This window comes from Paenibacillus aestuarii (assembly GCF_027789125.1).
Taxonomy (GTDB): Bacteria; Bacillota; Bacilli; order Paenibacillales; family NBRC-103111; genus Paenibacillus_E; species Paenibacillus_E aestuarii.
Genome location: NZ_JAQFVF010000089.1, coordinates 66,418 through 80,472 on the forward strand (window position 1 = coordinate 66,418; position 14,055 = coordinate 80,472).

Here is a 14,055-nt window from a genome sequence, read left to right on the forward strand (position 1 = left end):
TTTATTTCATACAAAAAGACCCCAGCGTACGAACTCTTGACAATCGCTTGTCAACAGTTCGTTAGCTAGGGTCTTTATATATCTGGGTTCTACTCCATAGCCTCATTTCTCAGCACCATATGGATGTGGTCTTCCCAGACGCCATGGATTTTCAAATATTTGAGCGCCAGGCCCTCATCATAGAAGCCCAGCTTCTTCACAACTTGTAAGGAAGCAATGTTGCGCGGCATAATGTTCGCCTCAATGCGATGCAGCTTCAACTTTTCGAAGGCATACGCCACCAAGGCGCTGAGCGCTTCCGTCATCAGTCCCTTGTTCAGCTGCTCATGATCCATCTTGTAGCCCAAGTGGCAAGATTGAAACGCGCCCCTGACCATGTTGCTGAGCGCAGCCGAGCCGATGACACGCCCTTCCTGCAGCATCCACACTTTGAACATGTGACCGTCTTTCATCTTCTCCATCTCCTGCTGGAGCAGCGCTTCCTGATGGGCTAACGTATAAAATTCCTCATTGCGCTCCGGCTCCCACGGCGCCAAAAATTGGCGGTTGCGAACGACATAATCCAGAACTAAATCTGCTGAAGAGGTGTCCAATTGCACTAAGTCCATCCGTTCCGTACGGCAAATGATGTTCATATGAATTCTCCTTACACGATCATTGAATCTTTATCATACCCAAAACTTTCCATTGTCTGCAAGATCAAGTCACTCCTTCGTCACATTTGCCCGGTTTGAAGGGTTAAAAATGGAAGGATTTTTCCCTCCTTTAGGGAACTTTATAAAGTATACAAGCAATCTAGGCTAACCAGAAGGAGAATTAACGATGATTGAAACGTTAAAAACGTATTTTGCTCAGCAGCGCGACCAACATATAGAGGAATTGAAAGATTTGCTGCGGATTCCCAGCGTTAGCGCTGTCGCTGAGCATCAGCCGGACATGATCCGCTGCGCGGAGTGGGTCGCTGCTGCGCTCAACCAAGCCGGCCTGGAGCACGTGGAAATTATGCCAACTGCCGGACATCCGGTCGTTTACGCCGATTGGCTGCACGCGCCAGGCAAACCGACCGTCCTCGTCTACGGTCACTACGACGTGCAGCCGGCAGAGCCGCTTGAGCTCTGGTCGACGCCGCCTTTTGAGCCGGTCATCCAGGACAATAAATTGTTTGCCCGCGGCAGTACGGACGATAAAGGGCAAGTGATGCTCTATGTCAAAGCGGTGGAAGCATTCCTCCGCACGCAAGGCAGCCTGCCGGTCAATCTCAAGTTTTGCCTCGAAGGCGAAGAAGAGATCGCCAGCAAAAACTTGCCGCCATTTGTGGAAGCGCAAGCCGAGAAGTTGCAGGCCGATGTCATCGTCCTGTCGGATACGCAAATGCAAGCGCTGGGCAAGCCTGCTCTCATGTACGGGCTGCGCGGACTGGCAGCCTTTGAAATTACGGTGGAAGGCGCGAACAGCGACTTGCATTCCGGACTGTTTGGCGGCGCCGTACAAAATCCGATTCATGCGCTTACCAAGCTGCTGAGCTCGTTCCATGACGAAAACGGTCATGTCGCGGTGGAGGGCTTCTACGACCGGGTCATCGAGCTTTCCGAGAAGGAACGGGAATCGTTCAAACAAGTCGCGCCGGACCCTGACAAAATCAAGAAAGACCTGCAAGTTGACAGCTTGTACGGGGAGAAAGGCTTCACCTTCTACGAGCAGACGACGTCCAGACCGACACTGGAGATCACCTCTGTCAGCGGCGGCTTTCAAGGCGAAGGCATCAAGCCGATTATCCCGAACCGTGCCTCGGCCAAAATCGCTTGTCGGCTCGTCGCCGCCCAGGTGCCGGACGAAATTATGGACGCGGTTGAAGCCCATATCCATGCCAACACCCCTCCGGGCGTAACGATTCAGCTGGATCGCCAGCTTCGCGGCAATCCGTTCATTACGCCGATCGATGAGCCGGTCATGGTCGCGGCGGCTTCCGCTTATGAAGAAACGTTCGGCGTATTCCCGGTTTATACGCGCAGCGGCGGATCCGTGCCGATCATTGAAGTGTTCGGCCGTGTCCTCGATGCGCCGGTCGTGCTGCTCGGCTTTGGCGTGCCTGGTGAAAACTTGCACGCCCCGAATGAACATTTCCACTTGGAGAACTGGGATAACGGGTTGGAGACGATCAGCCGCTTCTGGTTAAAATTAGGTGCGACAGACAAATAATTAAAGCTACTTTTACTCACGCATGGGGAAAGGAATTTTGAACGATTATGAACGAATTTAACTTGCGAGACGCCAGCTTGGAAGATCTGTCCGAGATTGTGCGCATTTATAACACAACGGTTGCCGGACGCATGGTGACAGCCGATACCGAACCGGTCACGACGGAAAGCCGTGAACCATGGTTTCACGAGCACTCCCCCGAATTCCGCCCGCTATGGGTGCTGGAAGACGGTTCCCGCATCTGCGGCTGGCTTAGCTTTCAGTCGTTTTATGGCCGTCCGGCTTACAATGCAACAGCTGAGCTGAGCATTTATATCGACGAAGCGTACCGTGGGCGGGGCATCGGCCGCTACTTACTGCAGCAGGCGATTGACGCCGCTCCGCGCTTGCAGGTAAAGACGCTGCTCGGCTTTATTTTCGGGCACAACGAGCCCAGCTTGCAGCTGTTTTACAAGTTCGGCTTCGAGAATTGGGCCCACTTGCCGGGAATCGCCGAGCTTGACGGCATTGAGCGCGATCTCATTATCGTAGGGAAGCGCGTCGGATAATAAAAACGCTTATCCGCCAAGCGTAAGTGACGTCATCTTGACGCCGCTTACGCCGGGGATAAGCGTTTTTTTACTGATCGCCGACAACAGCCTCCGCCTCAATCTCCACCAGCAGTTGTGGATCGATCAGCGCTTTGACTTCGACCATCGTCGCCACCGGCTGCACATCACGGAAAAACTCGCCGTGCGCGCGACCGATTTCCTCCCATTTGGAAATATCCGTCACATACATCCTCGTCCGAATCACATCGGACATCTGTCCGCCAAGCGCTTGCAGCGCCGACTCAATCGTCTGCAAAATGAACTTTGCTTGTTCATACGGATTGCCCGCGCCCACGACCACGCCGTCTTTTACCGCCGTCGTTCCCGCCACTTCAATGCGGCTTCCTACCCGCAAAGCGCGGCAGTAGCCGACTTCAGGTTCCCAAGGCGAACCGGTGAATACTTTTTTTCGCTCCATTGCGTTTGTGCATCCCCTTTCTGAATTACAAGTAAACCGCCAGCTTTTGCTGCAAATCTTCCGATATCGGCAGCAGCGGCAGACGCAAAGTTGGTGTCGCAATAATCTCTTGCTGTGCTAAAAGCCATTTGAGCGGGGCTGGGTTGGGCTCTTGGAACAGCAGGCGAACGAGTGGCAGCAGCTCGGCAAATTGCTGTGCGCTCGCTTCGCGCAAGCCTTGAGCAAAGCTTTGGTAACAGGCGACAAAGCGCTCTGTTTCCACATTGGCCGAGGCGCTCATCACGCCTTTGGCACCGGCGCATAAGGCAGCGTGGAACAGCGTATCCTCCCCGCAAAGCACCGGCTTGGAGCCAACTCGGGTAAGCTCTGTGACGAGCTGTACGCTTGGTGTGCTGTCTTTCATCCCGATGACCCCATCAATGTCAAGGATGGCACGAACGGTATCCAGCTGCAGCGTAACGCCAGTGCGATGCGGAACCTCATACAAAATAACCGGAACACCCACGCTCGCTACGCGCTTAAAATGCTCAATAATCCCCTGCTGGCTCGGCTTGTTATAATAAGGCACTACGACCAGCACGGCATCTGCGCCTAAATGGCCTGCCGCTTCCGTATATTTCACTGCGGCCCTCGTATCATTGGACCCCGCTCCCACGACGAGCGGCACCTCAACACCTGCCGCCTCACGCGCATCTTGCGCTGTGTGAAACAAAAGGGTAAGCTCCTCCGGCGAAATCGTCGGCGACTCGCCAGTCGTTCCGTTGACGACCAAGCCATCGACTTCATCTTGAAACAAATTGTAAGCCAAGTTGTAAAAGGAGGCGATTTCCAACTCCCCCTCTTCATCAAACGGGGTTACGATCGGCACATAGACGCCCTGAAGCTCACTCTCTTTTAGCATGTTCGACCCACTCCTTGTCAAATTAAGATTGTACCTTCACTTTAACATGGAAGTTAGCATCACTGTTAGCTATAATAAATGATAGGTGCTATCAAAAATTTTGATGATACAAGCGAGGATCACTTATGGATCTCACCTATTTTCGAACGTTTCGCGAAGTCGCCCGCAGAAAAAGCTTCACCCGCGCTGCGGAAGAACTGGGCTATGCCCAATCCAGTGTGACGATGCAAATCCAGAAGCTGGAGCGCGAATACGGCGTTCCTCTGTTTGAACGATTCGGCAGACAGCTGCGGCTGACCCCGCCTGGCGAAGGATTACTGAAGCTGGCTGTGCAGATGCTGGAGCTGTACGATCAATCCAAAGAGCGGATCGCCCAGCAAGTGAGCGGCACTTTGACCATTGGCACAATCGACTCCCTCGCGGCTTATTACTTGCCGCCTTTTTTGCAGCAGCTCAAATTGCTGTATCCCGGCTTAAACATTCAATTAATCGCTGACAATGAGTCTTCTTTGCTGGCAAAAGTCCAGGAAGGCGACTATGACATCGGCCTCCTGCTTGACCGTTACCCGGCGGATACATACCTGAACTGCATCCAGGTTCGAGATGAGCCGCTTGTGATCGTGGCGCCGGTTCACCATCCGCTCACCCAACTAGGCAGCGTGCAACTGGAGGATTTGCAACATAGCGAATTTATAGTGACTGAAGGCAGCTGTCTATACCGCAATATGTTTGAAAAAGTGTTAAAAGACCACGGCATCGTCTTCCGCATCGGCTTTGAGCTCGGCAACCTCGAGACCATCAAGCACTGCGTCATGACTGGGCTGGGTATCGCCCTTCTGCCCCGCATTGCCGTAGAAACCGAGCTTGCGCTAGGCAAGCTGGCCGTCATCCCGTTCAGCCATCCAGAGCTGCGGTTCGATTTGCAGCTGCTCCTCCATCCCAAAAAATGGATGTCGCAGCCTTTGGACGCTTTTATCAGCATGCTGACCGATGGTAAGACCAGCTGACTTCCCGCGCATGTAACGTGTGTATTTCGTTCTAGATTGACAGTACAATGTCTATGCTACCACTGCGTTTAAATTCTAATCAACAAACAAAAAAGCCCACTTATCAGCAAGTGGGCTTCTTCTATGTTACAAACCGTAAGCAGCAGGGTTTCCTCTCCAAGAGCGGAGCAGATCCAAGTCTTCGGACTTGATCGCTCCTTTTTCCAAGGCCACTTCCAGCAGTGTCGAATAATTGGACAGCGTGTGCAGCGGCATATTCTCCGCTTCGAACGCCTGCGCAGCTTTATCCAGCTGGTAGGAGAAAATGGCGAGCACGCCAAGCGGCGTCGCGCCGGCATCTTTCACAGCCAAGGCTGCCTTAAGCGAGCTTCCCCCCGTCGAAATCAGGTCCTCGATCACGATGACCTTCTGCCCTGGCTTCACAGAACCTTCGATCAAGTTCTCTTTGCCATGGCCTTTGGCCTTATCGCGGATATAAATCATCGGCAGACCCAGCTTCTGCGCGACCCAAGCCGCATGCGGAATGCCTGCTGTCGCCGTTCCCGCGACCACTTCGGTGTCCGGGAACTTCTCCTTGATGAGAGCGGCAAAGCCGTCCGCAATCGCTTCGCGAATCGCCGGATGCGACATCGTCAGGCGGTTATCGCAATAAATCGGCGATTTCAAGCCGGATGTCCAGGTGAAAGGCTGATGCGGGCGCAGCGCTACCGCTTCAATATCTAATAAAGATGCAGCAATCTGCTGCGCAATCGTTTCGAGTTGGCTCATCTGAAGTTGCTCCGTTCTTCCTCTTGATTTCTATACAATCGAATCAATAATCGATTCAATCGCCGCGCGAGGGTCAGCGGCTCCCGTGATCGGACGCCCGATGACGACGTAGTCCGTCTTCTGGGCGAACGCTTCAGCCGGCGTCATGACGCGCGTCTGGTCCCCGACATCCGCACCTGCAGGGCGGATGCCCGGCGTGACGGTGACGAAGGCGTCACCGCACGCCGCTTTGATCTGCGTCACTTCCAGCGGTGACGCGACAACACCCTGCAGCCCGGCGTCAAGCGCCAAGCGGGCATAGCGGATCACGGCCTGCTCGACCGAGCCTGGCAGGCCGATCTCTGCATTCAGCACCTGCTGCGAGGTGCTGGTCAGCTGCGTAACGCCGATCACGATCGGGCGTTGCGCGCCTGGCGCCATGGCCTTGTCGACACCTTCCATGGCCGCCGACATCATGTGCTTGCCGCCAGCGGCGTGCACATTGAACACATCAACCCCAAGGCGGGTAACGCTCTCCGCTCCGCCTTTGACAGTGTTCGGGATGTCGTGCATCTTGACATCCAGGAACACTTTGTAGCCGCGGTCTTTCAGACTGGCTACGAAGCCCGGGCCTGCCGCATAGAACAGCTGCATGCCCACTTTCATATAGCACGGAATGCCTTCGAGCTGCTTGAGCAGCCCTTCAGCTTGTTCCGCATTCGCATAATCCAGGGCGACCATAATCCGCCCGGCGATATCATTTCGCGTTAACACTGCCACGTCCGTCACCATCCCTTACGCGTAAACCGGCATCGAACGGGAGGAGAAGTTGATGGATTCGAGCATGTTGACCAAAGCTCTGACCGTATCCAGCGATGTCATACAAACGACACCGTTCTCTACCGCTTCACGGCGGATGCGGAACCCGTCGCGCTCAGGCGTTTTGCCTTTGGTCAGTGTATTGACGACGAATTGCGCTTCTCCACCGCGAATCAGATCCAGGATATTCGGAGAGCCTTCGCTCAGCTTGTTCACGGTTTTCACAGGCAAGCCCGCTTCTTCCAGTGCCGTCGCTGTTCCGCCAGTAGCAATGATTTTATAGCCTAAGCGGTAGAAACCTTTCATGATTTCGATCGCTTCTTCTTTATCTTTATCGGAAACTGTCACGACAACCGAGCCAGCCGGTGGAATTTTCATTCCAGCGCCGATGAGACCTTTGTACAGCGCTTTGGCAAAGTTCGTATCGCGGCCCATCACTTCACCCGTCGATTTCATTTCCGGACCGAGTGTTGTATCGACGCGGCGCAGTTTAGCGAAGGAGAATACCGGAACTTTTACCGATACATACTTATCTTCCGGCCACAATCCGCTTTGATAGCCCATGTCAGCCAATTTTTGTCCCATAATGACGCGGGTAGCGACATTCGCCATCGGAATGTTCGTGACTTTGCTCAAGAACGGCACTGTTCTGGAGGAACGAGGGTTAACCTCGATGACATACACTTGATCGTTGTGAATAACGAACTGGATGTTGACCAGACCGACTACGTTCAGTTCCAGACCGATTTTCGTCGTAATCTCAATAATTTGCTGTTTGATTGCATCGGACAGCGTTTGCGGCGGGTAGACGGCAATCGAGTCACCGGAGTGTACCCCTGCGCGTTCTACGTGCTCCATGATCCCTGGGATCAGCACCGTTTCCTTATCGCAGATCGCATCGACTTCCACTTCTTTACCAAGCATGTAACGGTCAATCAGGACCGGATGCTCAGGGTTGATTTTCACTGCATACTCCATGTAGCTCAGCAATTCAGCATCGGAGTAGACGATTTCCATCGCGCGTCCGCCAAGGACATAAGATGGACGAACCAGTACCGGATAGCCGAATTGTGCAGCTGTTCCAACCGCTTGATCGACTGAAGTTACGGTGCCGCCTGGTGGTTGAGCAATGTTCAGCTTGCGCAGCAGCGCTTCGAATTTTTTCCGGTCTTCCGCTGCATCAATGCTCTCCAGATCGGAACCGAGAATGCGTACGCCTGCTTTGGACAACGGAGCTGCCAGATTGATGGCGGTTTGACCACCGAACTGTACGATAACGCCGATCGGCTTCTCGCGTTCAATCACGTTCATGACATCTTCGAAGAACAGCGGTTCGAAGTACAAACGATCGGATGTGTTAAAGTCGGTCGAAACCGTCTCCGGGTTATTGTTGATAATAACTGCTTCATAGCCTGCCGCTTGGATCGCCCATACAGCATGCACCGTGGAGTAGTCGAACTCGATACCTTGACCGATACGAATTGGACCGGAGCCAAGTACAACGACTTTTTCTTTGCTCGTTTCTGTTACTTCATCTTCTTGCTCGTATGTGGAGTAGTAATATGGCGTCGAAGCTTCGAACTCCGCTGCACATGTATCTACCATTTTATAAACAGGCTTGATGTTTTGCTCCAAACGCAAGGCGCGAACTTCAGCTTCTTTGGTGTAAGAAGCGGTGCCGGCCAATGTGCGGATCTCGGCAATTGCCCGGTCCGTGAACCCTTTGCGCTTCGTTTCAAGCAGCAATTCCGGGGACAAGTCGCTGGCAGCAATAGTTTGCTCGAACTTGATCATGCCTTCCAATTTGTTTAGGAACCACCAGTCGATCTTCGTCAAGCTCTGCAGCTGCTCTACCGTGTAGCCTCTGCGGTAAGCTTCAGCCAGCAGGAACAGGCGCTCATCGTCAGGCTTTTGCAAACGAAGCTCAAGCGTTTCTTGATCGAGCAGGTCCGTTTCTTTCAGGAAAAGGCGGTGTACACCGATCTCCAAGGAGCGGATCGCTTTATGAATCGACTCTTCGAACGTCCGGCCGATCGCCATGACTTCGCCTGTCGCTTTCATTTGTGTACCGAGCTTGCGGTTAGCCGCTGTAAATTTATCGAACGGCCAACGTGGAATTTTGGAAACGATGTAGTCCAGCGTCGGCTCGAAGCAAGCATAAGTTTGTCCCGTAACTGGGTTGACGAGCTCATCAAGTGTATAACCGATGGCGATTTTCGCCGCCATTTTGGCAATCGGATAGCCCGTTGCTTTGGAAGCGAGCGCTGAGGAACGGCTCACCCGCGGATTTACTTCAATGACATAGTATTGGAAGCTGTGCGGATCGAGCGCGAACTGTACGTTACAGCCGCCTTCGATGTTCAGCGCGCGGATAATTTTCAGCGATGCCGAACGCAGCATTTGGTACTCGCGGTCCGACAACGTTTGGCTTGGCGCCACGACGATACTGTCGCCCGTATGCACGCCTACTGGGTCGAAGTTTTCCATGTTACATACAACGATACAGTTATCGTTGGCGTCGCGCATCACTTCATACTCGACTTCTTTCATGCCGGCGATGCTGCGCTCTACAAGACATTGGCCGATCGGGCTGTAACGCAGACCGGATGCGACGATGTCCGTCAATTCTTCCATCGTGTTACAAATACCGCCGCCTGTGCCACCCAATGTGTAAGCAGGACGAACGATGATCGGGAAGCCGATTTCCTGCGCGAATTCAATCGCTTGCGCAACCGTTGTAACGATCACGCTATCCGGAACTGGCTGCTCAAGCTCTCTCATCAGATCGCGGAACAAGTCGCGGTCTTCCGCTTTTTCGATCGCAGTCAATTGCGTACCGAGCAGCTTGACGTTCTCGCTTTCCAGTACGCCTGCGCGAGCCAATTCTACCGCCATGTTCAGGCCGGTTTGGCCGCCGAGCGTCGGCAGCAACCCGTCAGGGCGTTCCTGACGGATGATTTGTGTAACAAAGTCGAGTGTGATCGGCTCGATGTATACTTTGTCAGCCATGTTCGTGTCTGTCATAATCGTGGCTGGGTTGCTGTTGATCAATATAACTTCCATGCCCTCTTCTTTGAGCGCTTGGCAAGCTTGTGTACCTGCGTAGTCGAACTCCGCCGCTTGACCGATAACGATCGGGCCGGAGCCAATTACGAGAATCTTTTTGAGTGTATTATTTTTTGGCATACTGCAGTTCCTCCTTCACAGATGTCGGCGCCGGGTTAGCCGCTTTCCATTGGGCCAGCATTTGCGCCTGACGCGGCTGTTGCGGGTTGTCTAGCTTATGTTTACGGATCATGGCAATGAAGTCATCGAACAAGTAGCTGGAGTCAAAAGGCCCCGGAGCTGCTTCCGGATGGTATTGCACCGAAAATGCATCATATTTCTTATGTTTCAAACCTTCGATCGTACGGTCGTTGTTATTAATGTGCGTCACTTCAAGCTCGGTTCCGGCAACGGAATCTTCATTCACCGTGTAGCCATGGTTTTGCGAAGTGATGTAGCAGCGGCCGGAAATCAAGTCTTTCACCGGATGGTTGCCGCCGCGGTGGCCGAACTTCAGCTTCTCGGTATCTGCGCCGCAAGCGAGGGCAAACAGCTGGTGACCCAAGCAAATGCCGAAAATCGGGAATTCGCCGAGCAGCTCTTTCACCATTTGCACAGCGTGCGGAACATCTTTCGGATCCCCAGGGCCGTTGGACAGCAGCACGCCGTCTGGAGCCAGTCTGCGGATTTGCTCAGCCGTCGTATCCTGCGGGACAACGACAACGTCGCAGTCGCGTTTGCTCAGGTCGCGGATGATACCGCTTTTTGCACCGAAGTCGACGAGAACGATGCGCTCTTTATGGCCTGGCGCTCCGAATACGCTCTTCGTGGACACACGTGCAACTTGATCCGTCATCAGTGTGGAACCACCGAGCATTTCAGTCAGTTCAGCTATCGATTTATTGGAAGTTGTCAAAAGACCTTTCATCACGCCGTGGTGGCGGATTTTACGAGTCAACATACGGGTGTCGATGCCGCTGATCCCGATGATGCCGTATTCCTTCAACAGGCTGCCCAGCGTGTATTGCGCTCTCCAGTTACTTGGAATTTCTTCGTGCTCGCGCACAACGAAACCGTGAATGAAAGGACGCACGGATTCGAAATCGTCGCGGATGACCCCATAGTTCCCGATCAGCGGATAAGTCATCGTTACGATTTGGCCGCAGTAAGAAGGATCGGAGAGCACCTCCTGATATCCTGTAATTCCTGTATTGAATACAACCTCACCGACGGAATCACCCTCACTCCCGAACGATTTGCCTGTGAATAGAGTGCCGTCTTCCAGCAACAATCTTGCCTGCATGTTCTTTCAACTCCTTCGCTATTGTCAAACGATTCGCATCCGAATCGATCATTCATGCATAAGACATGTATAATTAAATATCTTTCTGTATAAATATACACGAATTTTCATTCGCCGTATAGATGTTTTCTTCTCGTTTTATGGCGTTATTATGACCAAACGACTTTGCCGGAGGCCATCGTCACCACGGGCCACCCTTGCAGCTTCCAACCGATGAACGGTGTATTCTTGCTGCGGGATACGATCTCTTCCTTCAGCACTTCGCGCTCTGTATCCAGATCGACAATCGTCAGATCCGCCGCGCTGCCTTCAGCCAATGTTCCGTATGGCAGTCCGAATACTTCAGCCGGCTTCTGCGTCATGCGGTTGATCAGGAAGCCGAGCGTCCACTTGCCGGTTTTTACGAATTTCGTATACAGCAGCGGGAACGCTGTCTCAAAACCGAGAATGCCGAATGGCGCCAAGTGCATCCCCTTCTCCTTCTCTTCTTCGCTGTGCGGTGCATGATCCGTCACGATGATGTCGATGGTGCCGTCTTCCAGTGCCTCGATCACGGCTTCCACATCGCGCGGCGTACGCAGCGGCGGGTTCATCTTCCAGTTTGCATCCATGCCTGGAATATCTTCATCCGAGAGGACGAGGTGATGCGGGCAAACCTCTGCAGTTACTTTTATGCCGAACTGTTTCGCATGGCGGATCAGGCGAACCGATTGCTCGGTGCTGACGTGGCAGACGTGGTAGTGCACGCCAGTCGCTTCGGCCAGCAGCACATCGCGGCCGACGTGAATCGCTTCAGACTCGTTCGGGATACCCTTGAGTCCGTGCTTCTTGGCGAATGCGCCATCCGTCACCGGCGCGCCTTCAACGAGCGTGTTATCCTCGCAGTGCGCGATGATCGGCATGCCCATCGACGCGGCCAAGGCCATCGCATCTTTCATCATTTGCGCGCTTTGCACGCCGACGCCGTCATCGGTGTAGCCGATAACGCCCGCTTCCTTCAGCGCGGCAAAATCCGTCAACTCGCGGCCCAGCTCGTTCTTCGTGATGCAGCCGTACGGCAGCACGCGCACGACGCCTTCTGTTGCGGCTTTGTCCAATATGTAGTTGACCGTATCGACGGTGTCAATGACAGGTCTTGTATTCGGCATGCAGGCGATGGTCGTGAAGCCGCCTCTTGCTGCAGAGCGCGTGCCCGTTGCGATATTCTCTTTGTGCTCAAAGCCCGGCTCGCGCAGATGCACGTGCATATCGATGAAGCCCGGTGCCACGAGCTTGCCTGCTGCGTCAATCACTTCATGTCCGCTCGTATCTGGCAGGCTGCCGTCTACGGCATCAACAACTTGGGCAATCTTATCATTCTCTATATAGAAGTGTTTTTTCGTTACTGTATTGTCGGCTGCAACCGTTTGTCCGTTTAAAATCCAGATTCCCATCGTTCAAGTCCCCCTGTTTTATGTTAAAGCTCTCTCGATGACCGCCATACGGACCGGTACACCATGAGCAATTTGTGTGAAAATTTTTGACTTTTCATGTTCAACCAACTCATCGTCCAGCTCGACATTGCGGTTAACCGGAGCCGGATGCATGATAATCGCGTGAGGGGCCATGCGGCTCGCCCGCTCCACTGTTAATCCATACTGCTCGCGATACTCCTCGGCAGAGCGGATAATACCTTTGTCGTGACGCTCCAACTGTACGCGCAGCATCATAACGACATCGGCCTTCAGAGCCTCATCGAAGGAGACATAAGGCGCATATGCAGCCAACTCCGGAGCTTTCATGCTATCCGGTGCGCAGAACTGCACCTTCGCGCCGAGCGCCAGCAGCCCCCACAGGTTCGAGCGCGCCACTCGGCTGTGCAGAATGTCGCCGATGATGGAGACGGTCAAACCTTTGATTTCGCCGAACTGTTTGCGCATCGTGTAGAAGTCCAGCAGCGCCTGCGTCGGATGCTCGTTATTGCCGTCTCCAGCATTGATGAGCGGCACCTTGATTTTTTCCGCCAGCTCGGCCAGCACGCCGACCGGCTTCAAGCGGATGACACCTGCGTCGATGCCCATCGATTCCAGCGTTCTGACCGTATCGTAGATCGACTCCCCTTTTTGCACGCTGGACTCTGCTGCGGAGAAATTAAGCACATCAGCGCCCAGACGCTTTTGCGCCAGCTCGAAGGAGAATCTTGTTCTTGTGCTGTTTTCAAAAAAGAGGTTGGAAACGAACTTGCCTTGCAGCTGATTCGTCACTTTGGCCGGGGATTGCTCCCAGTAAGCGGCGCGGTCCAGGATGCTCATGATCTCCCCGCTGCTCAGTCCTTTCAGTCCCAAAAAGTGTTTCGTTGATGTATGCTCCATCGTGCTCTTCACTCCTGTTTCCCCCTCTGTCCGATGATGATGACTTCGTCTTTGCTGTCGTATTCCGTCAGGTGGACGGCGATATCCTCGCTCTTGGCAGTTGGCACGTTCTTGCCCACATAGTCGGGGCGGATCGGCAGCTCGCGATGCCCTCTGTCGACAAGTACGGCCAGCTGAATCATTTGCGGTCTTCCCAAATCGATCAAGGCGTCCATCGCCGCCCGTACGGTTCGTCCCGTATAGAGGACGTCGTCGAAAAGGATGACTTTACGGTCCTGGATTTGCATCTTGCCGCCTTCCTGCACATTATCGACCGATCTCACCTTGACACGGTCGTCGCGGTAAGACGTAATGTCGATCTCCCCTACAGGAACCGGCACGCCTTCGATTTCGAGAATCCGTTCCGCCACCCGGGATGCCAGGTAAATGCCCCGGGTTCTTATGCCGATCAAGGTGCAATTCTCCACACCCTTATTCTTTTCCAGTATTTCATGGGCAATCCGCGTAAGCGCTCTGCGAATCGCCATTTCGTCCATAATCATATGTTCGGTGATTTCGTTCATGCTCTCGCCTCCTGAGCGGTATGCTTAACTCATGCGCTGCATGGTCGTCCGTAGCCTATAGCAACGACAAAAAACTCCTTGCCGGATTGTTGGCAAGGAGTTGTGTATGCAT

Annotated in this window: 13 protein-coding genes; 3 read left to right on the forward strand and 10 right to left on the reverse strand. The window is 53.5% G+C overall.

Features of this window, described 5'->3' with window-relative positions; all coding sequences use genetic code 11:
* Nucleotides 1–89: 89 nt before the first annotated feature.
* A complete protein-coding gene (locus O9139_RS30160; protein ID WP_270885444.1) occupies nt 90–635 on the reverse strand; it encodes a GNAT family N-acetyltransferase in 546 nt (181 codons plus the stop codon).
* A gap of 187 nt (nt 636–822) precedes the next feature.
* On the opposite strand from O9139_RS30160, the gene O9139_RS30165 reads away from it, so the two are divergent.
* Both O9139_RS30165 and O9139_RS30170 read left to right on the forward strand, forming a co-directional pair.
* Nucleotides 823–2,199: a dipeptidase gene (locus tag O9139_RS30165; protein ID WP_270885445.1), complete on the forward strand. Its 1,377-nt coding sequence runs from the start codon at nt 823–825 to the stop codon at nt 2,197–2,199.
* 47 nt (nt 2,200–2,246) lie between these two features.
* Nucleotides 2,247–2,747 (forward strand): GNAT family N-acetyltransferase, encoded by a 501-nt coding sequence (locus tag O9139_RS30170; RefSeq protein WP_270885446.1) that lies wholly within the window; start codon nt 2,247–2,249, stop codon nt 2,745–2,747.
* 70 nt (nt 2,748–2,817) lie between these two features.
* Here O9139_RS30170 and O9139_RS30175 read toward each other — a convergent pair whose 3' ends face one another.
* Both O9139_RS30175 and dapA read right to left on the reverse strand, forming a co-directional pair.
* Nucleotides 2,818–3,207, reverse strand: coding sequence for a RidA family protein (locus tag O9139_RS30175; protein ID WP_270885447.1), 390 nt, complete (start codon nt 3,205–3,207; stop codon nt 2,818–2,820).
* Between the two features lie 25 nt (nt 3,208–3,232).
* The gene (gene dapA / locus O9139_RS30180) at nt 3,233–4,108 is read right to left on the reverse strand and encodes a 4-hydroxy-tetrahydrodipicolinate synthase (protein WP_270885448.1); all 876 of its coding nucleotides are present in this window, start codon (nt 4,106–4,108) and stop codon (nt 3,233–3,235) included.
* A 125-nt stretch (nt 4,109–4,233) separates the two neighbouring features.
* Here dapA and O9139_RS30185 point away from each other — a divergent pair, with 125 nt between their 5' ends.
* Entirely contained in the window at nt 4,234–5,115 is an 882-nt protein-coding gene (locus O9139_RS30185) for a LysR family transcriptional regulator (RefSeq protein WP_270885449.1), read from the forward strand.
* 126 nt (nt 5,116–5,241) lie between these two features.
* Here the strand turns inward: O9139_RS30185 and pyrE are convergent, their stop codons facing one another.
* From pyrE to pyrR, 7 genes are all read right to left on the reverse strand, one after another.
* Complete coding sequence (gene pyrE, locus O9139_RS30190) at nt 5,242–5,883, reverse strand: orotate phosphoribosyltransferase (RefSeq protein WP_270885450.1); 642 nt, start codon at nt 5,881–5,883, stop codon at nt 5,242–5,244.
* A 30-nt stretch (nt 5,884–5,913) separates the two neighbouring features.
* Nucleotides 5,914–6,603 carry an orotidine-5'-phosphate decarboxylase gene (pyrF, locus tag O9139_RS30195; RefSeq protein WP_270885700.1) on the reverse strand — a complete coding sequence of 230 codons (690 nt, stop codon included), beginning with the start codon at nt 6,601–6,603 and terminating at the stop codon, nt 5,914–5,916.
* A 54-nt stretch (nt 6,604–6,657) separates the two neighbouring features.
* Complete coding sequence (gene carB, locus O9139_RS30200; RefSeq protein WP_270885451.1) at nt 6,658–9,867, reverse strand: carbamoyl-phosphate synthase large subunit; 3,210 nt, start codon at nt 9,865–9,867, stop codon at nt 6,658–6,660.
* Nucleotides 9,854–11,029 (reverse strand): carbamoyl phosphate synthase small subunit, encoded by a 1,176-nt coding sequence (locus tag O9139_RS30205; RefSeq protein WP_270885452.1) that lies wholly within the window; start codon nt 11,027–11,029, stop codon nt 9,854–9,856. The genes carB and O9139_RS30205 overlap by 14 nt, the downstream gene beginning before the upstream one ends.
* 149 nt (nt 11,030–11,178) lie before the next feature.
* A complete protein-coding gene (locus tag O9139_RS30210) occupies nt 11,179–12,462 on the reverse strand; it encodes a dihydroorotase (protein WP_270885453.1) in 1,284 nt (427 codons plus the stop codon).
* Between the two features lie 18 nt (nt 12,463–12,480).
* The gene (locus O9139_RS30215) at nt 12,481–13,380 is read right to left on the reverse strand and encodes an aspartate carbamoyltransferase catalytic subunit (RefSeq protein ID WP_270885701.1); all 900 of its coding nucleotides are present in this window, start codon (nt 13,378–13,380) and stop codon (nt 12,481–12,483) included.
* Between the two features lie 8 nt (nt 13,381–13,388).
* Nucleotides 13,389–13,943: a bifunctional pyr operon transcriptional regulator/uracil phosphoribosyltransferase PyrR gene (pyrR, locus tag O9139_RS30220; RefSeq protein ID WP_270885454.1), complete on the reverse strand. Its 555-nt coding sequence runs from the start codon at nt 13,941–13,943 to the stop codon at nt 13,389–13,391.
* Nucleotides 13,944–14,055: the final 112 nt, after the last annotated feature.

Coding starts and splice junctions, on each gene's coding strand:
- O9139_RS30170 (WP_270885446.1), top strand. CDS start 2,247: ATGAACGAATTTAACTTGCGAGACGCCAGCTTGGAAGATCTGTCCGAG.
- dapA (WP_270885448.1), bottom strand. CDS start 4,108: ATGCTAAAAGAGAGTGAGCTTCAGGGCGTCTATGTGCCGATCGTAACC.
- O9139_RS30165 (WP_270885445.1), top strand. CDS start 823: ATGATTGAAACGTTAAAAACGTATTTTGCTCAGCAGCGCGACCAACAT.
- O9139_RS30210 (WP_270885453.1), bottom strand. CDS start 12,462: ATGGGAATCTGGATTTTAAACGGACAAACGGTTGCAGCCGACAATACA.
- O9139_RS30160 (WP_270885444.1), bottom strand. CDS start 635: ATGAACATCATTTGCCGTACGGAACGGATGGACTTAGTGCAATTGGAC.
- O9139_RS30185 (WP_270885449.1), top strand. CDS start 4,234: ATGGATCTCACCTATTTTCGAACGTTTCGCGAAGTCGCCCGCAGAAAA.
- pyrR (WP_270885454.1), bottom strand. CDS start 13,943: ATGAACGAAATCACCGAACATATGATTATGGACGAAATGGCGATTCGC.
- carB (WP_270885451.1), bottom strand. CDS start 9,867: ATGCCAAAAAATAATACACTCAAAAAGATTCTCGTAATTGGCTCCGGC.
- pyrF (WP_270885700.1), bottom strand. CDS start 6,603: ATGGTCGCCCTGGATTATGCGAATGCGGAACAAGCTGAAGGGCTGCTC.
- pyrE (WP_270885450.1), bottom strand. CDS start 5,883: ATGAGCCAACTCGAAACGATTGCGCAGCAGATTGCTGCATCTTTATTA.
- O9139_RS30215 (WP_270885701.1), bottom strand. CDS start 13,380: ATGGAGCATACATCAACGAAACACTTTTTGGGACTGAAAGGACTGAGC.
- O9139_RS30175 (WP_270885447.1), bottom strand. CDS start 3,207: ATGGAGCGAAAAAAAGTATTCACCGGTTCGCCTTGGGAACCTGAAGTC.
- O9139_RS30205 (WP_270885452.1), bottom strand. CDS start 11,029: ATGCAGGCAAGATTGTTGCTGGAAGACGGCACTCTATTCACAGGCAAA.